Origin of the sequence: Alistipes sp. Marseille-P2263 (assembly GCF_018101075.1) — a bacterium.
In the GTDB taxonomy this organism is placed as follows: Bacteria; Bacteroidota; Bacteroidia; order Bacteroidales; family Rikenellaceae; genus Alistipes; species Alistipes dispar.
Map to the genome: position 1 here is coordinate 36,918 of NZ_JAGQEJ010000005.1, position 20,642 is coordinate 57,559.

General features: G+C 62.0%; 22 protein-coding genes, 1 tRNA gene and 1 riboswitch. Of the genes, 13 read left to right on the forward strand and 10 right to left on the reverse strand.

All coding sequences use genetic code 11. The features are described 5' to 3' along the window. Positions 1-65 precede the first annotated feature (65 nt). The 5 genes from KB554_RS07365 to KB554_RS07385 all read left to right on the forward strand — a co-directional run bounded on the left by KB554_RS07365 (position 66) and on the right by KB554_RS07385 (position 4,908). On the forward strand, positions 66-596 hold the full coding sequence (locus KB554_RS07365; RefSeq protein ID WP_004293684.1) for a hypothetical protein: 531 nt from the start codon (positions 66-68) through the stop codon (positions 594-596). Continuing rightward, a complete protein-coding gene (locus tag KB554_RS07370) occupies positions 593-991 on the forward strand; it encodes a hypothetical protein (RefSeq protein ID WP_004293685.1) in 399 nt (132 codons plus the stop codon). The genes KB554_RS07365 and KB554_RS07370 overlap by 4 nt, the downstream gene beginning before the upstream one ends. Positions 992-1,001: 10 nt before the next feature. Further along, a complete protein-coding gene (locus KB554_RS07375) occupies positions 1,002-1,205 on the forward strand; it encodes a hypothetical protein (protein WP_004303920.1) in 204 nt (67 codons plus the stop codon). 598 nt (positions 1,206-1,803) lie between these two features. Then, on the forward strand, positions 1,804-4,155 hold the full coding sequence (locus KB554_RS07380; protein WP_211035363.1) for an alpha-N-acetylglucosaminidase TIM-barrel domain-containing protein: 2,352 nt from the start codon (positions 1,804-1,806) through the stop codon (positions 4,153-4,155). A 318-nt stretch (positions 4,156-4,473) separates the two neighbouring features. Then, a complete protein-coding gene (locus KB554_RS07385; RefSeq protein ID WP_211035366.1) occupies positions 4,474-4,908 on the forward strand; it encodes a hypothetical protein in 435 nt (144 codons plus the stop codon). A 5-nt stretch (positions 4,909-4,913) separates the two neighbouring features. Here the strand turns inward: KB554_RS07385 and KB554_RS07390 are convergent, their stop codons facing one another. Continuing rightward, the gene (locus tag KB554_RS07390; RefSeq protein WP_211035368.1) at positions 4,914-5,489 is read right to left on the reverse strand and encodes a DUF4294 domain-containing protein; all 576 of its coding nucleotides are present in this window, start codon (positions 5,487-5,489) and stop codon (positions 4,914-4,916) included. A 129-nt stretch (positions 5,490-5,618) separates the two neighbouring features. On the opposite strand from KB554_RS07390, the gene KB554_RS07395 reads away from it, so the two are divergent. Next, the gene (locus KB554_RS07395; protein ID WP_211035370.1) at positions 5,619-5,993 is read left to right on the forward strand and encodes a thioesterase family protein; all 375 of its coding nucleotides are present in this window, start codon (positions 5,619-5,621) and stop codon (positions 5,991-5,993) included. 147 nt (positions 5,994-6,140) lie between these two features. On the opposite strand, the gene KB554_RS07400 is transcribed toward KB554_RS07395, so the two are convergent. The 3 genes from KB554_RS07400 to KB554_RS07410 form a co-directional block, all read right to left on the reverse strand. Beyond that, positions 6,141-6,211 (reverse strand) — tRNA-Gln (locus KB554_RS07400). Positions 6,212-6,544: 333 nt separating this feature from the next. After that, entirely contained in the window at positions 6,545-6,802 is a 258-nt protein-coding gene (locus tag KB554_RS07405) for a GlsB/YeaQ/YmgE family stress response membrane protein (RefSeq protein ID WP_141427478.1), read from the reverse strand. Positions 6,803-6,887: 85 nt separating this feature from the next. Further along, positions 6,888-7,136 carry a TIGR03905 family TSCPD domain-containing protein gene (locus KB554_RS07410; protein ID WP_211035372.1) on the reverse strand — a complete coding sequence of 83 codons (249 nt, stop codon included), beginning with the start codon at positions 7,134-7,136 and terminating at the stop codon, positions 6,888-6,890. A gap of 119 nt (positions 7,137-7,255) precedes the next feature. Next, a riboswitch (cobalamin riboswitch) is annotated at positions 7,256-7,456 on the forward strand. Positions 7,457-7,505: 49 nt separating this feature from the next. Here KB554_RS07410 and KB554_RS07415 point away from each other — a divergent pair. Both KB554_RS07415 and nrdG read left to right on the forward strand, forming a co-directional pair. Then, the gene (locus tag KB554_RS07415) at positions 7,506-9,893 is read left to right on the forward strand and encodes an anaerobic ribonucleoside triphosphate reductase (protein WP_211035536.1); all 2,388 of its coding nucleotides are present in this window, start codon (positions 7,506-7,508) and stop codon (positions 9,891-9,893) included. A 254-nt stretch (positions 9,894-10,147) separates the two neighbouring features. Next, the gene (gene nrdG, locus KB554_RS07420) at positions 10,148-10,633 is read left to right on the forward strand and encodes an anaerobic ribonucleoside-triphosphate reductase activating protein (protein ID WP_141427472.1); all 486 of its coding nucleotides are present in this window, start codon (positions 10,148-10,150) and stop codon (positions 10,631-10,633) included. Positions 10,634-10,708: 75 nt separating this feature from the next. Here the strand turns inward: nrdG and yajC are convergent, their stop codons facing one another. From yajC to KB554_RS07435, 3 genes are all read right to left on the reverse strand, one after another. Next, complete coding sequence (gene yajC / locus KB554_RS07425; RefSeq protein ID WP_162852156.1) at positions 10,709-11,032, reverse strand: preprotein translocase subunit YajC; 324 nt, start codon at positions 11,030-11,032, stop codon at positions 10,709-10,711. A 75-nt stretch (positions 11,033-11,107) separates the two neighbouring features. After that, complete coding sequence (locus KB554_RS07430; protein ID WP_211035374.1) at positions 11,108-11,560, reverse strand: DUF1573 domain-containing protein; 453 nt, start codon at positions 11,558-11,560, stop codon at positions 11,108-11,110. An 11-nt stretch (positions 11,561-11,571) separates the two neighbouring features. Then, positions 11,572-12,507, reverse strand: a complete 936-nt coding sequence (locus tag KB554_RS07435; RefSeq protein ID WP_211035375.1) for a transcription antitermination protein NusB — start codon at positions 12,505-12,507, stop codon at positions 11,572-11,574. A 143-nt stretch (positions 12,508-12,650) separates the two neighbouring features. Between KB554_RS07435 and KB554_RS07440 the strand changes: the two genes are divergently transcribed. From KB554_RS07440 to KB554_RS07450, 3 genes are read left to right on the forward strand one after another with little or no spacing between them, the layout of a single operon-like run. Next, complete coding sequence (locus tag KB554_RS07440; protein ID WP_211035377.1) at positions 12,651-13,922, forward strand: aminoacetone oxidase family FAD-binding enzyme; 1,272 nt, start codon at positions 12,651-12,653, stop codon at positions 13,920-13,922. A 7-nt stretch (positions 13,923-13,929) separates the two neighbouring features. Further along, on the forward strand, positions 13,930-14,442 hold the full coding sequence (locus KB554_RS07445; RefSeq protein WP_141427465.1) for a hypothetical protein: 513 nt from the start codon (positions 13,930-13,932) through the stop codon (positions 14,440-14,442). Next, complete coding sequence (locus tag KB554_RS07450) at positions 14,439-14,990, forward strand: cob(I)yrinic acid a,c-diamide adenosyltransferase (protein ID WP_211035380.1); 552 nt, start codon at positions 14,439-14,441, stop codon at positions 14,988-14,990. The genes KB554_RS07445 and KB554_RS07450 overlap by 4 nt, the downstream gene beginning before the upstream one ends. A 179-nt stretch (positions 14,991-15,169) precedes the next feature. Here the strand turns inward: KB554_RS07450 and KB554_RS07455 are convergent, their stop codons facing one another. After that, complete coding sequence (locus tag KB554_RS07455) at positions 15,170-15,391, reverse strand: DUF2795 domain-containing protein (protein ID WP_019150042.1); 222 nt, start codon at positions 15,389-15,391, stop codon at positions 15,170-15,172. Positions 15,392-15,771: 380 nt separating this feature from the next. Here KB554_RS07455 and KB554_RS07460 point away from each other — a divergent pair, with 380 nt between their 5' ends. Then, the gene (locus KB554_RS07460) at positions 15,772-17,790 is read left to right on the forward strand and encodes a hypothetical protein (RefSeq protein ID WP_211035382.1); all 2,019 of its coding nucleotides are present in this window, start codon (positions 15,772-15,774) and stop codon (positions 17,788-17,790) included. A 218-nt stretch (positions 17,791-18,008) separates the two neighbouring features. Here KB554_RS07460 and KB554_RS07465 read toward each other — a convergent pair whose 3' ends face one another. Next, a complete protein-coding gene (locus tag KB554_RS07465) occupies positions 18,009-18,773 on the reverse strand; it encodes a class I SAM-dependent methyltransferase (RefSeq protein ID WP_141427429.1) in 765 nt (254 codons plus the stop codon). Continuing rightward, complete coding sequence (locus KB554_RS07470) at positions 18,766-19,608, reverse strand: S1-like domain-containing RNA-binding protein (protein ID WP_211035538.1); 843 nt, start codon at positions 19,606-19,608, stop codon at positions 18,766-18,768. Before KB554_RS07470 ends, KB554_RS07465 begins: the two co-directional genes overlap by 8 nt. Before the next feature lie 184 nt (positions 19,609-19,792). Here KB554_RS07470 and KB554_RS07475 point away from each other — a divergent pair, with 184 nt between their 5' ends. Then, a complete protein-coding gene (locus tag KB554_RS07475; RefSeq protein WP_211035383.1) occupies positions 19,793-20,557 on the forward strand; it encodes a nitrilase-related carbon-nitrogen hydrolase in 765 nt (254 codons plus the stop codon). Positions 20,558-20,642: the final 85 nt, after the last annotated feature.

Below are 20,642 nucleotides of genomic sequence, written 5' to 3' on the forward strand. Positions count from 1 at the left end.
AAAGTGACCCATTGAAAACAGATTGTCAATTGAAAGCAATAGATTGAATATGAAAGAACAGTAATATGACATCGGAAAAATCGCAACTGAAGTTTGCGAGATCGGAAGAGACGGGCGAACTGATAGGGTTCGTTTCGCGCCATTCCAAGACACGTAAATTGATGGGAGTCCGTGAAGACTCAAGATTCGGCAAGCAGATTTGTGTCCTTTCGGAAGACCTGAAAGGAACTCTCGAGCCAAACATACTATACTCGGTAGAGTTGAAACCCATGCACAAAGCCAACGGGTATGTAGTCGTTGCCGCTACCCCCGTGTTATTTCAGGCGCATGTGGAAACAGTGATCGTCCCGAAGACATTGTATCAAGTAACTGTGACGTTCGGCAACAAAAAGATTTTCTTCGACCCGAAAGACGGCAAGAGCGTAATGAGCCGCACAATAGACGGTGTGCTGGAAATCCTCAAGGGACGCAAGGATATCAAGTACAAGGAAGGTGTCATCACCGACTATCTGAATCAGGCGCGTGCTCTGGTACGACGTATGGAATCCGACGGGTTCATCTATACGGGAGACAGACATCAGGGAGGAATTCAATGAAAGAAAAACCGGTCGTGGGTATTGCGACCGACGGTGCCCATTCTGCAAAAGAGAGGTTGACACGCTTCCGGGCTGTCGACCTCTCTTCAGGAAAAGAACTCTTTTCCAAAGCTATCGGTAACTGGACGAACAATATCGGGGAGTTTCTCGGCATTGTCGAGGCGGTCAGATATGTCATGGAACATCCGGAAAGTCCGCGAACAATCTACTCGGACAGCATTACAGCCATCACGTGGTATCGTAACAAACAGACAGCCTCTTCACGCAGATGCCCGGCATTGCAGAAAGCGGAGATATTCCTCAAAGTGATGGAGGCAAGAATCAAGGACATCGAAGTGCTGCACTGGGACAACCGCCTGTGGGGTGAGATTCCTGCCGACTTCGGAAACAAATAACAACATCAATATGGCAAAATTAAAATCACAGTCACAGAAATATGTTGAGCTGAAGGAGGAAGACTACCTGTTGCTCATCGAGAATACCATCAAGATGGAAGCCCTGAAGATTGCCGGTATCGAAAAGATGCCCATATACAAGGCTATGGAACATATCCTTGAACACGAGCACATCGACCTGCTCGTCAAACCCGTTTCAAGGAGATATTCTTGATTTTTTTAGGTGGACAATAATACACCCCACAAGCAAAATCAATGCTTATCAGTACCAAATGATAGTATATAATAACAATTAATGTAAATCAATGCAAATCAGATGATTAAGAAAGTGGCGCATGTACGGAATTATCTATACCATACATGCGCCACTTTGCTCTATACACTTTTTGATTTCCTTGATTGATAAAAGAAGGTTCTTTTCCAGTGTTTTACAATCCGACTTTTTTATATACTTTTGTCTTCAGTATCAGTTGGTTATTGAAACCCTCTATGTATGCTTATAAGTAGAGATTAGCTTTTTTAAGCGAAACTAACTACTGGTTATCAATCAATTATCAAACAAAAAAAGTTTGCCTCACGTCCTGCTACTTTTTTGTGCCTTGCGGGCGAAAAGCCCGCTTCCGCAGCGTCCGCCCGCCGTTCGGGCGGTCCGATTCGTCGTCCCGCTCGTCTGCGACGGCCCGCGGTCTTCGGTTTTGCATGTCGTGAATTTATCGAGGTGTTGATTTGTGGTAAAATATTTTCCGATCGAATGCATTGTATTGTTAATTTATTTATTAAATTTGAGCCCGAATAGAAAATCCGAACGACCTATGAAGAACCTGTTTCTCTCCCTTTTCCTCGCATTTTCGCTGCCGCTCTGCCTCCCGGCGCAGGAGAGGCCGGAGTGGAAGATACTCTGTCCCCGGAATGCCGCGAAGGTCTATCGTCATGCGGCCGACGAGTTCCGGGATTTTTACCGCGCCGTCACGGGCCGTGAGCTGGAGATCGTGCAGGAGCCTGCGGAGGGCGTTCCGATGGTCGTCATCGGTTCCGACTGCGTCAATCGGTTCACCCGCGATGCCGTCGAGCGGCGGCTGATCGCACCGCTCGACCTCGGAGCCGAAAGCGACGCCTACCGCATCGTGTCGGCCCGCGACGGGGAGCGCGACCTGCTCTTTCTGGCCGGCGGCAACGGCCGGGCGACGCTCTATGCCGTCTATGACTTCTTCGAGCGGCAGGCCGGATGCCGCTATTTTTGGGACGGGGACGTGATTCCCGCGCGGGAGACGATTCCGATGACGGGGCTCGACGTGCGCGAAACGCCGCATTTCTACTACCGCGGACTCCGCTACTTCGCCCACCGCAGCCTCGGCCGCTTTCAGGCCGAGCACTGGGGGCCCCGGGAGTGGGAGCGCGAGATCGACTGGATGCTCAAGAAGCGGCTGAACCTCTTCATGCTCCGTATCGGCATGGACGACGTTTTCCAGAAGGCCTTCCCCGATGTCGTGCCCTATCCGCCCGCGGACGGACCGCTTCCCGAGGCCAAGCCCCGGTCGTTCTACGACCGCACGACGGCCTGGCCGCTCGAATACCGCGGCGAGCTGCGCCGCCACATACTGCGCTATGCCGCCGAGCGCGAGCTGATCCATCCCGAGGACATGGGCACGATGACCCATTGGTACAGTTGCACGCCGAAGGCGTTCCTCGAGGCGGAGAACCCCTCGTTCTGCCCCCAGTCGGGCGGCGCCTACGTGGGCGATCCCTGCAATGCCGTGTGGGATATCCGCGACGACCGCAATCTGGACAACTACTGGAAACTCACGCAGACGCATATCGACGCATACGGCTCTCCGCAGATGTTCCATACGATCGGCATTGCCGAGCGCGAGGTGTTCGAGGACCGTTCGGACAATCTGGAGATGAAGCTCTACGCCTACCGCCGCATCCTCGCGAAACTCCGCGAACACTATCCCACGGCGCCCGTGCTGATCGCCTCGTGGGACTTCTACCTGCCCGGATGGAAGGGGGAGGAGATCGGCCGGCTCCTTTCGCAGCTCGATCCCGCGCGGACGATCATCCTGGACTACACCTCCGACCTGCCGTCGAACCAGAGCAACACCGACTTCACGAACTGGGGCGTGGTGGGCCGCTTCCCCTATACGTTCGGCATTTTCCATGCCTACGAGTGGGAGAACGACATCCGCGGCTATTACGACCTGATCGCCGAACGGCTGCCCGTCGCGGCGTCCGACCCCATGTGCAAGGGCTTCGTCTTCTGGCCCGAGACCTCGCACAGCGATCCGCTCGTTATGGAGTTCTTCACCCGCAATGCCTGGTCGCCCGACGCGATGCGCCCCGAGGAGCTGCTTCCGGAGTTCTGCCGCGACCGTTACGGCCGGCACGCCGCCGTGATGGAGCGTGCGTGGCGCGCCGCGCTGCCGCTCGCGGAGTTGTGCGAGGAGCTGCCGCTCCGCTTCCGCGACATCCGCGAGATCGCGCAGGCCAAGCCCGATTCGGCCGCCGTCGGGACGTTCGCGCGAACGCTGGAGCGGATCGCTCCGCAACTGGCCGGCGCTTCCGACGTGCTGGATGCGCTCGCCGCCATGCCTTACGGCCGGGGCGACGCCTTCGTCGATCGGGATGCCATCGACCTCGCGCGCACGGTCGTGAGCCGTCTCTTCACGGTGCGGTACTACCGCTACCTCATCGCCCAGCGGGCTTGGGAGCGGGGCGACGTGACGACCGCCGAGGTGCGCCGTGCGGGTTCCGAAGCCCGGATGCTGCTCGCCGCCCTGCGCGACGTGCTCGCCCTGCACGACGACTACTCGATGCTCTCCTCCCTGCGGCGGATCGAGGAGGTCCGCGCTCCGATCAATCCCGCATTCGAGCAGGCGCTCAAGGGCAACGCCGAGAACAGCTATTGCCGCACCTACATCAGCGAGTTGTTCGACTACTACTACCTGCCCGAGTTCGACCTCTATATGAAAGAGATCGACCGGGAGCTGAAGTCGCGGGAGCGTGTGCTGACCTACGACTCCGTCCGGATGGAGATGCAGCCGATCGTGGATGCGTTCTATGCCAGACCGCTCGGCGAAATGACGCCGCGCAATCCCCGTCCGCGCACCGAAGCGGAGTTCCGCCGCCAGATGGAGACGCTCGCCGCCCGGCTGCGCCGCATGTAGCCCCGTTCTCGAAGGAGCTGTCTTTGGCGTTTTGTGCCGTATCTTCGGCATCTTCGGCCGTCGGATTTGCAGATTGACCCGAAAAGGCTATATTTGCCGGAAATACCGCATTTGCCCGAATGCCGAACATGGAACGACTAACGACCGCCCTTGCCGGATGTCTCGCCTTTGTTGCGCTCCATGCGCAGCCCGTCTCCGAATCCGCTCCGGATCCCGCCTTCGTGAGAAAGCGGGTCCGTAACAAGGAGATCGGCCTGCGCTACGGGGTTCAACCTCTTTACCTCGCCCCTGCACGACGGACAGTACGCCTCTGTTCCGTTGCAGTTCTCCTGGCGCTCGGGCGTGCGGCGCATGCCGACTTCCTCGCCCGACGGCTGTTATTACAACGGGACCTGGTATCCGGACCGTGATATGGCGGCCCCCTCCGTCGGCCGGATCCTTTTCGAAACCTTCGTGCCGGAGGTTCCTTCGGTGTTCGAACTGCATGCGGGCCTGATGCCCGGCCTGCTCTTCGGCCCGATCCATTCGCAGGACGAGGGCTTGTATGACATCCGGCAACGATTTGTCTGTACGGCGGATGCGGGAGGACGGTTGAATCTGCCGATCGGCCGTGTCCGTCTATTCATCGACTTCACCTACCATTACTACCTGACGCGCAGTTTCGATGAGGGGATACCGCGCCCTGACCGGGTGCTTGGTCCGCCGCACCGCTCGTTTGTCGGCCTCAGCGGCGGCCTTGCCCTGACGTTCTGACTGTTTTACAGCAGTCCGGCTTCGTAATAGACGACGATCTGCTCGATGATCCGGTCCTCACCCTCCTTGTCGTATTCCGACTTGAGGTTCTGTCCGAAGATGCGCGACACGCCCTGCCAGAATCCGGCCACGAATCCGCCGCGGAATTCGCGCAGCACCTCGTAGGCCGTATAGTCCGTCTCGCGGTCGATGAGCTTGAGCAGCACGCGCCCCTCGGTGCGGGTCATGTGTTTGGCCACGGGGGTGTATTCCTCCTTGATCTGGCGATAGACTTCCCGGATATAGGCTTTCTGCGCCTTCCTGTCCGGCAGGCGGAGCAGTTCGCCCTCCATTTCGGCCATCTTGGCGCGGGCGGCCCTGGCCACGGGATAGACGCGTTTGACGGCCCGCACCAGTTTCTGATATCGGCGCAGGTCCGCCGGACGGTCGAAGACACAGACCGGAAGGATGTGCACGAACGGGATCGAGTCGCCCCGTTCGACGATCCACTCCTGTCTGAGGAAGCCGCGGCCGCCCTGCGCCAGCGCTCCGGAGAGCGCGGCCGTGCATGCGACGAGGAGAAGGGCCAGCCGTTTCTTCATGATCGGAAAAATCGTTACCTTTGCGCAGCCTGTGCACCCCGAATGCACAGGGCGCCGCTGGAGCGGATGCGGTCCGGAGGCAAAGGTAATTCAAAAATCGTTTGACGTAACACCGAAAAGAGAGATCGTATGTTGGAAAAGGGACTTTCCGCCCGGAGCACGACGACCGTAACGGCCGGCAATACGGCCGTTGCGATGGGTTCGGGCGACCTCGAAGTATTCGCCACCCCCGCGATGGTGGCCCTCATGGAGAACGCCGCGATGCGGGCCGTGGCCGCCGCGCTGCCCGAAGGGGCGACCACCGTGGGCGCCGAGATGAACGTGACCCATATCAAGCCCTCGGGGCTCGGGGCCGAGATCACGGCCACGGCCATCCTCGCTGAGGCGGAGGGGCGCAAGCTGACCTTCAACGTCGGGGCCCGCGATGCCGAAGGAATGATCGGCGAGGGGGTTCACGTGCGTTTTGTGGTGGACCGCGCGAAATTCATGTCCAAGGTGAAGTGACCCGGCCGGATCCTCGGGATCCGGAGCGGTTTCCCGCCGCCCTTTCCGCGGAGGCTTCCCCGTCCTCCGCGGAAAGGGCGGGGCGGCCGCCGGTTACGTGCGGAAATTGCGAAAGGGAGAAGTCCTCGCGGACCTCTCCCTTTCGTGTTGAGCTGCCGGGATTCGAACCCAGAACGACAGAACCAAAATCTGCTGTGTTACCATTACACCACAGCTCAAACATTCGCTCGAAAGCGGCACAAAGATACGTAAAAAATCCCAATATCCAATTTTGTGCGGGCAGATTATCTTTTACGCTGGCTGATTGTCTGTCGTCCGCCGCATTTTCCGGATCGTCCGGCCGCGGGTCTCTCCGGAGAGGGAATTCCGCGGCGGATCGCCGCAGGGCGCTCCGGACTGCGGCGTCCCCGCCTCCCGTCCGGATTCCTTCCCGGTTTCCGGCCGTCCGGCACGTGCTCCGGTACGGCCGGTCCGCACGACGTCGCGTCGTCGATGCGTCCGGCGAGGAGCTCCGTAGTCTCCCGGCGCCTTCCGGTCGTCGCGCCGCGGTCTCATGCCTTGCGCGCTTTACGGTGCGAGACGAGCGCTGCGATCCAGAGCAGCACGATCGCTCCGATGACGGCCGTGACGAGACTGCCCAGCGTGCCCGCCGCCACGAGTCCGAAGAGCGAGAGCAGCCAGCCTCCCAGCACGCCGCCGATGAGTCCGACGATCAGATTGACGATAAGGCCCGAGCCGCTGCCCTTGACCAGCAGGTTGGCGATCCATCCGGCCGCCAGCCCGATAAGCAGATACCATAGGAAATACATAGTCTTTCGTTTTTTGATGACATGAAGACCGAGTGCAAAATCCGTACCCGCCTGCGGTTCCGGGCCGCGGTGCGCGTCCGCCGCGTCAGCGCGCCGTTTTCAGCGCGCGGGCCAACTGATCGGGGCACGAGGTTCCCTTGCCGCGGCAGTCGATGCCTTCGAGCCGTGCGATGGCCTCTTCGGCCCGCATGCCGCTGACGAGCGCCGCGATGCCCTGCGTGTTGCCGTGGCAGCCGCCCGTGAAGACGACACTGCGGATCGTCTCTCCGTCGAGTTCGATGTCGATTTGCCGGGAGCAGGTTCCCCGGCAGGTGTAGGATATTTTCCGGATCATGAGTCGTAATTGTCGTTTGCGGCGCAAAGATAGCGCAATGCGGGGGAAGACGGGCGGAATCTTTCACAAAATGTTGAAAACTTCTGTGCCGGGGGCTTTGAATTGCTCCGGATTCTGCGGACCTTTGTCCTTGCGGAGGTTTCCCTTCGTCCGCCGGACGGAGGGATAAGAGGGAACCGGGTGCGAATCCCGGACAGTTCCCGCTGCTGTAAGCGTCATAGGCCGCAGACACGTCTCGAGCCACTGTTCCCTGCGGGGAGCGGGAAGGCGTCTGCGGATCGGCGCGAGTCAGAAGACCTGCCTCCGCGCAGCAATGTCCGGTCCTGCGGGGAAACGGGGCCTATTGTGAAACACATATATTCGTTTACAATGGATTACGCACAGATTTCCATCATCAAACGTGATGGCAAGACGGAGCCTTTCTCGCTGGAGAAGATCGTCCGCGCCATCACGAAAGCCTACCGTGCGGGCGGCATCACGGACGAGGAGCAGACCATCGCCCGTGTGGCGGCGGAGGTCGCCGGAGCGATTTCGAAGAACGAGATTTCGGTCGAGGAGATTCAGGACATGGTCGAGGAGCGGCTGATGCGCCTCAATCCCTCGATCGCCAAACGCTATATCATCTACCGCGAGTGGCGCAACGTCGAGCGCGACCGCCGTTCGTCGATCAAGGGGGTCATGGACGGAATCGTGACGGTGGAGAAGAACGACATCAACCTCTCGAACGCCAACATGTCGTCGCACACGCCCGCCGGGCAGATGATGACCTTCGCTTCGGAGATCACGAAGGACTATGCGCTGAAGTACCTCGTGGGTGTGCGCCACGGCCGCGCGCACCGCGACGGCGACATACATATTCACGACCTGGACTACTATCCCACGAAGACCACGACCTGCATCCAGTACGATCTGGAGGACATCTATCGGCGCGGCTTCTCCACCAAGAACGGTTCGGTGCGCACGCCGCAGTCGATTCAGAGCTACGCCACACTGGCCACGATCGTCTTCCAGACCAACCAGAACGAACAGCACGGCGGGCAGTCGATTCCGGCCTTCGACCGTTTCATGGCTCCGGGCGTGCTGAAGACCTTCCGCAAGCACGTCGTCGATACGGTGTCGTTCCTTTGCGTGCTCAGAGGGGCCGGGGAGCCGGACCGCGGACGGCTCAAAACCCTCTGCGCCGAACACCTCCCGACGATCGAGCTCTCCGACGAGCGGATCGCCGCGCTGGGCGGGGCCCTCGCCGATGCGGGGATCGGCCTTTCGGACAAGGAGCTGCGCGGCATCTGGGAACAGTCCTACAAGGCCACGCGCAAGGAGACGCATCAGGCGATGGAGGGATTCATCCATAACCTCAATACGATGCACTCTCGCGGCGGCAATCAGGTGGTTTTCAGTTCGGTGAACTACGGCACGGACTTTTCGCCCGAGGGGCGCATGGTGATCCGCGAACTGCTCTCCGCCACGGTCGAGGGGCTGGGGCACGGCGAAGTGCCCGTCTTCCCGATTCAGATTTTCAAGGTCAAGGAGGGCGTTTCGTGGTGCGAGGAGGACTATCGGGCGGCCGTCCGGGATTTCGACAAGGCGCTGGCGGGCGAAATCCGGTTCCGGACGCCGAATTTCGACCTGCTCGTCGAGGCGTGCCGCACGACCTCGGTGGCGCTGTTCCCCAACTTCATGTTCCTCGACGCGCCGTTCAACCGCCATGAGAAGTGGTGCATCGACGACCCGGACCGCTTCCGCTACGAGGTGGCCACGATGGGCTGCCGCACGCGCGTCTTCGAGGACCTGCACGGCGAGAAGACCTCGTGGGGCCGCGGCAACCTCTCGTTCACCTCGATGAACCTGCCGCGGCTGGCCATCGAGGCGGTGCGTGAGGCTTCGGACCTGATTCCCGACGGCAACAAGCACGCCATCCGCAAGGAGGCGCGCGAGATCTTCCTCGAATCGGTTCGCAAGACGGCCTCGATGATCGCCGAGCAGCTCTACGAGCGCTACCAGTTCCAGCGCACGGCCCTCGCGCGGCAGTTCCCGTTCATGATGTCGAACGATGTCTGGAAGGGCGGCGGCACGCTGCAACCCAACGACGAGGTGGGCGACGTGCTGAAGCACGGCACGCTGGGCATCGGCTTCATCGGCGGCCACAACGCGATGGTGGCCATCTACGGCGAAGGGCACGCCACCTCGAAGGAGGCGTGGCAGACGCTTTACGATGCCGTTCTGACGATGAACCGCGTGGTCGAGGAGTACAAGGCCCGCTACGGACTCAACTACTCCGTGCTGGCGACCCCGGCCGAGGGGCTGAGCGGTCGCTTCACGCGCATGGACCGCAAGCGTTACGGCGAGATTCCGGGCGTCACCGACCGCGACTACTACGTCAATTCGTTCCATGTGGATGTCCGCGAACCGGTGTCGATCGTCGAGAAGATCCGCCTCGAGGCGCCGTTCCACGCCATCACGCGCGGCGGCCATATCACCTATGTCGAGCTGGACGGCGAAGCGAAGAAGAATCCCGTGGCGATTCTCAAGATCGTCAAGGTGATGCAGGATTCGGGCATCGGCTACGGGTCGATCAACCATCCGATCGACACCTGCCGCAAGTGCGGTTACCGCGGGGTGATCTACTCGAAATGTCCCGTCTGCGGTTCGGACAACATCTCGCGCATGCGCCGCATCACGGGCTACCTGACGGGCAGTCTCGAATCGTGGAACTCCGCGAAGCAGGCCGAGGAGCGCGACCGGGTAAAACACAGATAATCCGCTTTTGGCGATTATGTCTGTCGTTTCACTTTCCGCCCTCGCTTCTTTACGGCCTTCGGCCGTGTTTGCAAGTGCGACCCACCACCAAACCCCCGTCTTGGCGGGGGCTCTTCTGTTCGGGACACTCCGGCAGGGGCGGACATGTTTGGCGCATGTGCAACCCGCGCCGGGGACGGCGCGTGCCGCAGACGGCTCCGTCCGAATTCCTAAATCGTCTCCGCAGGAAATGTATATCTGACCCTGTTTTGCCGATGGAACCACTCCGCATCCTGGCCATTTATCCCGAAACCATCTCTGATGGCTACGGCCTGCGCTACGCGATCTATTTCGCGGGGTGTGCGCACTGTTGTCCCGGGTGTCACAATCCGCAGAGCCACGATCCGCTGGGCGGCGAACCGCTGACCGCGGAGTGGACGGAGCGGATCTGCGACGCGATCGCGGCGAACCCGATTCTGGACGGTGTGACCGTCAGCGGCGGCGATCCGCTGCTGCATCCCGCGGCGATGGCGGCCTTTCTGCGCCGGGTGCGGGAGCGCACGGGGCAGAATGTCTGGTGCTATACGGGCTATACGCTCGAGGAGTGCCTCGCGGACCCGGCGCGCCGGGAGTGCCTGCGCTGGATCGACACGCTGGTGGACGGCCGCTACGTCGAGGCGCTGCGCGACCTGTCGCTCGATTTCCGGGGCAGCCGCAACCAGCGGCTCATCGACGTCGCGGCGCTGCATCTGTTCGGCTGACTTTCGTTTCCGGTGATGGATATGAAAAAAAGAGCTGCAAATCCTTGCAGCTCTTTTTCGTATGATGCGCGGCCTCTACTGGCGCTGGAGGTCCGAATTGTCGGCCACGACCATGTTCTTGTCGATGCGCAGCGTCACGTTGCCGTCCACCTCGATCAGCAGGGTGGTCTCCTTGACCTCCTTCACTGTGCCGTAGATGCCTCCGGCCGTGATGATCTTGTCGCCCTTTTTCAGCCCGTCGCGGAACGCCTGCATCTGCTTGCGGCGCTTGGCTTCGGGCCGCCACATGAAGAGCCAGAGGACCAGCACCATGAGGCCGATCATAATGATGAAGCTGTACTGTTGCATGAAGCCCGGCTGAGGTTGTGCGGGCGCCGCTGCCTGAAGAAAATCGATCATAATCTTATTCGCTTTTTAAGTGTTTGTTCGGTTCAGCACGGCAAATATACGAAATATCGGCGAATCTGCAAGCCCTCACTCCACCTCCGCTTCGGCGTAAAGCCGCAGCGGGCGCTGCGCTCCGGCCAGCGTCACGTCGAGCGTTTTGAGCTGCCAGCCCCGCGTGCCCCGCGAATCGAAGCTCATTTCGACTCGCTGCGCATCCCCCGGTGCGATCGGTTCGGAGTTGAATTTCAGCGTCGTGCAGCCGCAGTTGCGGTCGTAGGAGAGGATGGCCGTCGTCTGCGGCGAATCGTTGGCTATCCAGAAGCGCACGACGGCCGTTTCGCCCGACCGGAGGCGGCCGAAGCGGACGGTGTCCGTCCCGCCCCGTTCGAAAAACACGTCCGAAAGGGAGACGATCCGGCCTTTCCGTTCCCCGGACCGGACCGCTTCGGCCCGGTCCGAACCGGCCTGCGGACGGGAAGCGGGGCCGCCGCACGAGCAGAGCAGGGCGGCCGTAAGCAGAAGCGGGGCGGTGCGGCGCATGGCGGGGAGGGTCAGATCAGCCCGCGGCCGGCCTTCCTGATGCGGCCTTCGGCCGTGAGCGATTCCACGATCTTGTCCAGCACGCCGTTGATGAAGGTGCTGCTGCCCGGCGTGGAGTAATACTTCGAGATTTCGATCCATTCGTCGAGCGTCACCTTCACGGGAATCGACGGGAACGAGATCAGCTCGGCCATCGCCGTGGCGAGGATCAGGTTGTCCATGAACACGATGCGCTCCACGTCCCAGTTCGAGGTGTAGCGTTCGATATAGTCCTGGTAGGAGTCGTAGTTCACGAGCGTCTTCTCGAAGAGCGTCTTCACGAATTCGGGGTCTTCGGCGCTCTTGAACTTCGGCGGGACCTTCAGGTCGGTGTGCGACGGGCGCAGGTTCGAGAGCGTCCGCAGGATCATCATGACGATATAGGGCAGGTCGTCGTTCCAGAGAATCGACATCTCCTCGAGCGCGTCGTCCAGCGCCTCGCAGCTCTGCAACTCCTTGAAGAAGTCCTCGACCAGCCGCCGGTCGTCGTCGAACGACCGTTCCTCGCGCTGCATGTATTCCTTGTAGTAGTCGCTTTCGGTGAGCTGTCCGTAGAGCGTGCGGATCAGTTCGGGATACCGCGTCCAGCCCAGTTTGCGTGCGGCCGTGTGGTCGTTCACCGCGTCGCTGTTCGCGATGATGCGGATGACGCCGTTCTCGACGAATTTGGTGTTGGGGTTCAGGTCTTCGAATGTCGGCAGTTTCTTCTGCTTGGCCAACTCCTGACGCTGCTGCGCATAGCGCGCGATCTCCACGGGGAGGGTCAGAATCTGGAAATAGAGGTCGTAGGCCTTATCTACGGATGCCATCAGCGTCTTTTCCGAGGCGATCATGTTGTCGGCTCCCGACTTGAGGTGGGCGAACAGCGCCTTGACGACCTTGATGCGGAGTAATCTTCTGCTCAACATATCTTATAGAACGATTTTGCGGCTGCAAAGATAGTGCATGCCGGGCGGAAAATCAAGCGAAAACCGATTTTTCCCCGCACGGGCGCTTTCCTGGCGGAGTTTTCGTCCCCGGAACCGAATAAATCCTTATCTTTGCATCCGTTATGGAACGAACGGAAGAGATACGGCCCTATGACGTCGTCGTCGTGGGGGCGGGAGCCGCGGGCATGATGGCCGCGGGCACGGCGGCGCAGCGGGGCTGCCGCGTGCTGCTGCTCGAAAAGATGGAGAAGTCGGGCCGCAAGGTCCGCATCACGGGAAAGGGGCGCTGCAACGTGACGAACGCCCGGCCGGCGGAGGAGTTCGCCGCGCAGGTGCGCACGAACGCCGCGTTTTTCGCCCCGGCCTTCGCCGCCTTCAACAACCGCGCGGCCATCCGTTTCTTCGAGCGGCAGGGCGTCCGGCTCGACATCGAGCGCGGCGAACGCGTCTTTCCCCACAGCGGCAAGGCGTGGGATATCGCCAACGCCCTGCTGGGCTTTTGCGTGGACAACGGGGTGAAGATTCTCTACGACACGCGCGTTACGGGGATTATGACCCTCGGCGGCCGGGTCTTCGGCGTGAAATACGTCAACAAGCGGGGCTTCGAACGCAAGGAGGAGTGTCCGCAGGTCATCCTCGCCACGGGCGGCGTATCCTATCCGGCGACCGGTTCGACAGGCGACGGGTATGCGTTCGCCGCCGATCTGGGACATACGATCGAGCCGCTGCGGCCGTCGCTCACGCCGCTCGTCTCGTCCCATCCGCGGGTCCGTCAGCTCGACCGCCTGTTGCTGCGCAATGTCCGCGCGACGTTGTGGATCGACGACGCTCCCGTGCGCGAGGAGTTCGGCGAGCTGGGATTCTCGGAGCGCGGCATCGAGGGCGCCGTGGCGCTCCGCATGAGCCGCGATGCGGTGGATGCGCTCATCGAAGGCCGGAGGGTGAAGATCGTCGTCGATCTGAAGCCCGCGCTCACGGAGGAGGTGCTGCGCGACCGCATCGCCCGCGAGCTGGCCGCGATGGAGCCGACGGAGTTTTTCGGCGAGTTGCTGCGCAAGCTGGTTCCCCGTTCGATGGTGCTGCCTCTGGCGCAGGAATTGGATATTCACTCGAAGACATACGTTTCGAAGCTCTCCGAGGCGGAGATCGTGCGGCTGATCCGCACGCTCAAGGGACTGACCTTCCCCGTGACGGATTACGCGCCCTTCGAATATGCCGTGATGACGGCCGGCGGCGTGCGCTGCGACGAGGTGAATCCCGAGACGATGGAGTCGCGCAAAGTCCGCGGGCTCTATTTCGCGGGCGAAGTGCTCGATCTCGATGCCAATACGGGCGGTTACAACCTTCAGATCGCCTTCTCGACGGGGCGGCTGGCCGGCATGCTGAAAAAGTGAGGCGGCGATGAAACCGGGCGGACATCCCATCGGACTGCGGCTGTCGGGCCGGATGGCCGAGCTGCGCAACCGGCTGTCGCGGGCGCGTTATTTCCGTGGCCACGGCGTGCATTCGCCGTTCGTCTATACTATCGTCCGGGAGGTATTCATGCGGCGCGAGCTGCTGCCGGGCGACCGGGCGCTTTACGGGGCGCTGCTGGAGGCGGGCGTCAGCCGCCGCCGGGCCGTGCAACTGCAGAACCTGGCGATCCATTGCGGCTATGCGACTTTCGGACTGGACCGGGCGGATGCGGAATTTTGCGTCGCCACACGCGGTCTGGGACGTCAGGAGACGCTCGGGCTCGTCCGGGAGGCTGCCGCTGCGGGGCGTACCGTGGCGGTGCTGGCGCCTTACGACGGCTGCGAGCGGCAGGCATTGTGCCGGCAGCTGGTCGCGGCGCACCGTTCGACATCGGTGGATAACCGCGGTTATCTGCTGCTGTTCCACAATTATTTACCGAAACAACATTTCCGGATATGAAAGTCTATACGAAAACAGGGGACAAGGGAATGACCTCGCTGATCGGCGGCGAACGGGTGTTCAAGACCGACGAGCGGGTCGAGGCGTACGGATCGGTGGACGAACTGTCGGCTTTCGCGGCACTGCTGACCGACCGCATCCGCGGGGATGCCGCGCTGGCGGCGTATGTGGAGGATCTGAACCGCATTCTCTCGCGGCTCATGTCGGTCGAGGCGCTGCTCGCCACGGGAGAGGCCGGAAGCGACAAGGTCTCCCCGCTGGCTCCCGAAGCGGTTTCGTGGCTCGAAAGCCGCATCGACACGATGCAGGCGGCCCTGAAGCCGATCGACAAGTTCACCGTGCCCGGCGGTGACACGGCCGTGTCGCTGTGCCATGTCTGCCGCACGGTCTGCCGCCGCGCCGAGCGGGCCGCGCTGCGCGCCGATGCGAAATACGGCGTGGATTCCACGGCGCTCGTCTGGCTCAACCGCCTGTCGGATTATTTTTATCTGCTGGGTCGTACGCTCACGGCGTATTACGACGTGCGGGAGACCCTGTGGATTCCCTGACGCGAATCCCGTTTCGCCGCAGCATGTAGCGTCATCCGCGCCGGGTTTTCCTGTGCGCGAGGTTTCCCCGTGCACGGAAATCGGGCGCTTCGTTCTCTCGTCTCTCCCGTATCGACAGAAGCAGCCCGAAATCGGACTGCTTCTGTCAGATGGAATAACTCGTGAAGTATATCGGACGATCAATATTCTTCCTCGTTGAAGAAAAAATCGTCTTTGGAAGGGTAGTCGGGCCAGATATCTTCGATGGATTCGTAGATTTCGCCTTCGTCCTCTATCTCCTGCAAGTTCTCGAGCACTTCGAGCGGCGCTCCCGACCGCACGGCGTAGTCGATCAGCTCTTCTTTCGTGGCAGGCCAGGGAGCATCTTCGAGTTTCGATGCCAGTTCAAGTGTCCAATACATAGTATAAAGTTTTTAAGTTTCGGTTTTTCAGTCGATTATGCTCGGAGGTCCTTGCTTCCTCCGGCAGGATCGACTTGCAAAAATATAAAAAAAACAATAAAAACAAAGAAAAAATGATGTGACATGAAATATTATACGTCAAGTGGTTTTTAATCAGTTCGTTGCGGTTTGTCGTGCGCTGTTGCCGGCTTGCGCGGAAAGCTCAGGCGGCCGGGTTTCGGGACGAAAATCGAAAAAAAGGAGCCGGAAGGTTGTTTCGAACTGAAATTTTGCCTAATTTTACTTCGTTCGCGTCTGTTCGCTGTCCGGCGGCCGTTGCGGTCGTCGTCGGCTGGTTGCGAATCGAAAAATGCCGAAAATACTGAAAAGGCTTTCATGTTATGAAGAAAAACTGTTTTACCGCCGTCGTCTCTCTGCTGTGCGCTTCCGCGCTCTTCGCTGCGGACGGACCGCAGGGGACCCGCTGGCGGATCGCTCCGGACGGAAATCCGGCCATCGAATGGATCGTCCGGGAGGGCGATGCGCACCGGGACCACCTCGAAATGAGCGGTCTGCGGGTCTCTGTCGTAGTGCGTTACGGCGTGGACGCCGACGGCGGATTCCTGTTGAACCGCAATGTCGTCTGGCCGATGCTGCGCACCGTACCCAACAATACGCACGCCTCGCTGATGCGGCGTTTCGCGTGGGATGTTCCCGCGATGATCGAGGCCGACGGCGAGGAGTTGCGCGGGGAGCGCGTGCGGCGTATCCGGTTCGACGGGACGCTGACCGTCGAGAGCGACTGGGAGAGCGTCGGAGGACAGCCCCTTTCGCTGACCCGGGTGCTCTTTCCTTCGGTCGATGCCCCGGTCTATTGTGAGAAGTACGTGCTGAGGAACGGCGGTTCCGCTCCCGTCCTCGTCGAGATTCCCGCGGCGCGGTCGGTGATCCGTACCCGTGCGGACAAGGGCGTGGAGGGAAGCTACGAGCTGGTCGCCGAAATCCGGGGAGACACGACCCTGACGCTCGCGCCGCAGGAGGAGGTCGCCTTCGGCGCCTTCTTCGGCGGACGGAAGGCCGGGGAGCGGCCCTCTTCGCTGGATATGGACACGGAACTCGCGGCGCGGCGCGGTCTGATCGCCCGTCTGCAGGAGGACCTGGTGCTCGACACGCCCGATCCGGTCGTCGATGCGATGTTCGCCTTTGCGAAAATCCGCGCGGCGGAGAGCATCTATGCCACGCGCGGCGGCCTGATGCACGGACCCGGCGGCGAACGCTACTATGCGGCGATCTGGGCCAACGACCAGGCCGAGTACATCAATCCCTTCTTTCCCTATCTGGGGTATGAGAACGGCAACCGTTCGGCGCTTTGCTCCTTCGGGCACTTCGCCCGGTACATGAATCCCGGTTTCCGGCCCGTGCCGAGTTCGGTCATCGCCGAAGGGACCGGCATCTGGAACGGCGCCGGGGACCGCGGCGATGCGGCCATGATCGCCTACGGCGCTTCGCGCTATGCGCTGGCCCGCGGCGACAGGCGGGAGGCCGGGGAGCTGTGGCCGCTCGTGGAGTGGTGTCTGGAATATTGCCGCCGGCAGTTGACGCCGGACGGGGTGGTGGCTTCCGATTCCGACGAGCTGGAGGGGCGTTTCCCCGCCGGCGACGCCAACCTCTGCACCTCCTCTCTCTACTACGACGCCCTGCTTTCGGCCTCCATGCTGGGGCGCGAGCTGCATAAGCCCGCCGCGCAGACCGCCGCCTACCGCCGCGAAGCCGCCGCCTTGCGCGAGGCCATCGAACGGCATTTCGGCGCCCGGGTCGAGGGCTTCGACACCTACCGCTACTATGAGGGGAACGACCGGCTCCGGGCATGGATCTGCATTCCCCTCACCGTCGGGATCGACACACGGAGCGAAGAGACCGTGCGGGCGCTCTTCTCCCCGGCCCTGTGGACCGAAAACGGGCTGCTGACCCAGTCGGGCGACAAGACCTTCTGGGACCGTGCGACCCTCTATGCCCTGCGCGGGGCCTATGCCTGCGGCGAGACCGGGAAGACCACCGACTACCTGTCGTTCTACTCCGCGCGGCGGTTGTTGGGCGACCACGTGCCCTATGCCATCGAGGCGTGGCCCGAAGGCGGACAGCGGCACCTTTCGGCCGAGAGCGGGCTTTACTGCCGGATTCTCACCGAGGGCGTCTTCGGCATCCGTCCGACCGGTCTGCGCTCCTTCGACCTCACGCCCCGCCTGCCCGCGAAGTGGGAGCGGATGAGCCTGAGGAATATCCGTGCGTTCGGTTCCTGCTTCGATGTCGAGGTGGCCCGTGCGGACAAGGGCCTGGAGGTCCGTGTCACGGCGGGCGACCGGGTGGTCTGCCGCAGGACAATCCGCGACGGACGTACCCTGCACGTCTCGCTCGACTGACCCTCTGCTGCGGACGATCTCCCGGTGCGGGCCTTGCAGGACATCCTCTTGGGGACACTCCGGCCGTGAAGCCCCGTGTTCCGGTTCGCCCCGTTCGTCGGACCGCTGTGCGGAGGGCGGACTGCTTTCCGGCGGCGTCCCCGGGCCCTTCTTAATTAAAATGGTTCGCCCCTGCCGCATCCGATGTGCGGCAGGGGCGTATTGTATCCGTTCCGGAACTATTTCCGGGCGATGTAGAAGAGGTCGAAGCACCCTTCGCCGACGGGGCCGATGCGGTAGTCGTCCATGCGGATCGACGTCGTGAGGTCGGTGTTGCGCGCGAGCAGCCGGCGGCGGTTGATGCGGTTGAGCAGATCGTAGGGGAGTTGCAGCAGGCGGCGCGGCAGGCGGTGCTGAAGGTCCAGCGGGTCGAAGCGCAGGAGGCGCTGCACGCTGCGGCGGTTTTCCTCGTAGTAGGCCATCGCCTTCGCGTTCCCGAAGACGCCGAGCGTCTCGACCGCAGCGAAACTTTCTCCGAGCAGCGTGCGCAGCTCTCCGGCCGTATATTCCCGCACGTGCCACGGGTTGCGCGTGAGCGACATCGGGGCATTGGGCGTGGTGACGATCAGTTGTCCGCCGGGCCTCAGCACGCGGTGAATCTCCCGCACGAACTCCCCGTCGCGGCGGATGTGCTCGATCACCTGGAACGTGATGACCCAGTCGAACGACGCATCGGCGAAAGGGAGGGGAGGCACGACGGCCTGCCGGAATGCGACGTCCGTCCGTGCGAGCAGCTCCTGCGGCGGGATGTGCTTGTCGATGGTGGTGAAGCGGCGTGCGTGCGGCGCCACGACCTCGATGCCGTAGCCCGAGCCCGTGCCGATCTCGAGCACGTCGCCGGCTATGCGCTCCGCCGCCGCATGATAGGCCAGCAGCGAGCGCTGGAATACGAAGTTGTCCGAAGCCTCGCGCGAGACCCGTTCCGCCGTGTTGATCTTAGCCATTGTTCCGCAGTTTCATGCCCTCGGGCGTCGTCTCCGCCTCGCCGCTTTTGAGCAGCACGCCCAGCGACCGTTTGAAAACCTTCTTGCTCGTCCGCGTGAGCCGGGCGATCTCTTCGGGCGAGCTGTCGTCGTTCAGGGGCAGGAAGCCGCCGTTGTCGCGCAGCAGTTGCAGCAGCTCCCCGGCCGTGTCCCGCACCTGTGCGTATCCGGTCTGCTGGAGGCTCACGTCGATCCGGTTGTCCCCGGTGATGCGGCGCACGTAGCCCGTCAGGCGGTCGCCCACGGCCACCGGGCGGAAAAGCTGGTTGCGGTAGAGCATGCCCCAGTGGCGGTTCTCGACGATCACGCGGTAGCCGATCTCGCTCTCCGAGGCGACGAGCAGAGTCACCCGCTGCCGCTCGGCGACGGTGATCGGGTCGTTGTTCACGAAGCTCTTGAGCTTGGTCGTGGCCACGCAGCGGCCCGTGACGTTGTCCTCGTAGAGATAAACCACGTAGCTGTGCCCGATGAGGATGCCTCCCTGCTGGTTGCGGTTGGGCAGGAAGAGGTCCTTTCCGTGCAGTCCCCAGTCGAGGAACGCCCCGTGCGCCGTCTTGTCCACTACGCGCAGGTATCCCGCCTCGCCGACGCGCAGCAGCGGCTGTTCGGTCGTGGCCACCAGCCGGTCCTCCGAGTCGTGGTAAACGAAGACCTCCTTGCGGTCGCCGACCTTGTCCGCGAGCGACGTGTAGCGGTTCGGGAGCAGCACTTCGGCCTGTTCCTCGTCCGCGAGGTAGATTCCGTGTTCCGTCGTGCGGCTTACGGTGAGTGTCTGGGTGCGTCCGGCTTTGAGCATCTCGTTTGCTTTTTCGATTCGCTGCAAAAGTACGTTTTATTTCCTCCGAATCCAAACGTCCCGGCGGTCCGGGGAGTCCGGCCGGCCGGAAAGTTTGGCTTTTATGCGGAAAAACGCTATTTTTACACGGTCCGGCCGTGTCGTCCTTCCGGAAAGGCGTGTCCGGACGCAGCACGGAAAGCGTATGGAACTCAGAATCGCCGTTCTTCAGACCGACCCGGAGTGGGCGCAGCCCGCCCGGAACCTCGCGCGCGCCGGAGACCTCGTAGCCTCCTCGGGGGCCGATGTGGCGTTGCTGCCCGAGATGTTCGCCACGGGGTTCTGCACGGATCCGGCCGCCGTGGCCGAACCGGCGGAGGGCGGTGCGATCCTCGGCGCCATGCGCCGCTGGGCCGCACGGTGCGGCTGCGCCGTCGCCGGCAGCGTCGCCGTGGCCGCGCCGGAGGGTTTCCGCAACCGCATGTATTTCGTCGAGCCTTCGGGACGGACGACCCATTACGACAAGCGTCACCTCTTCTCGCCCGGCGGCGAGGCGCGCGGCTACCTTCCCGGCGAGCGCCGCGTCGTGGTCCGCTACCGGGGCGTGCGCTTTCTGCTGCTCGTCTGCTATGACCTGCGCTTCCCCGTCTGGAGCCGCTGTCGCGGGGACTACGACGCCATCCTCTGCTGCGCTTCGTGGCCCGCGTCGCGGCGCGACGCGTGGCGGACGCTGCTGCGGGCCCGGGCGATCGAGAACCAATGCTTCGTCGCCGCCGCGAACCGCGTGGGATGCGATCCGGCGGCGCATTACGCGGGGGATTCCGCACTCGTCGATTTCCGGGGCCGGACCCTCGCCGAGGCCGGTGCGGAGACGTGCACGCTGACGGGTGCGTTCGACCCGGCCGCAGCCGGGGAGTTCCGGGAGGCGTTTCCCGCCGGACGCGACGCCGACGAGTTCGTTCTCGGATAGCGGGGCTTTGTTTTTCCGCTCCGAATGTCGTATCTTTACGGCCCGATTCGCGCCCGGCGGCCGCGATCCGATGAAGCGCGCCTCC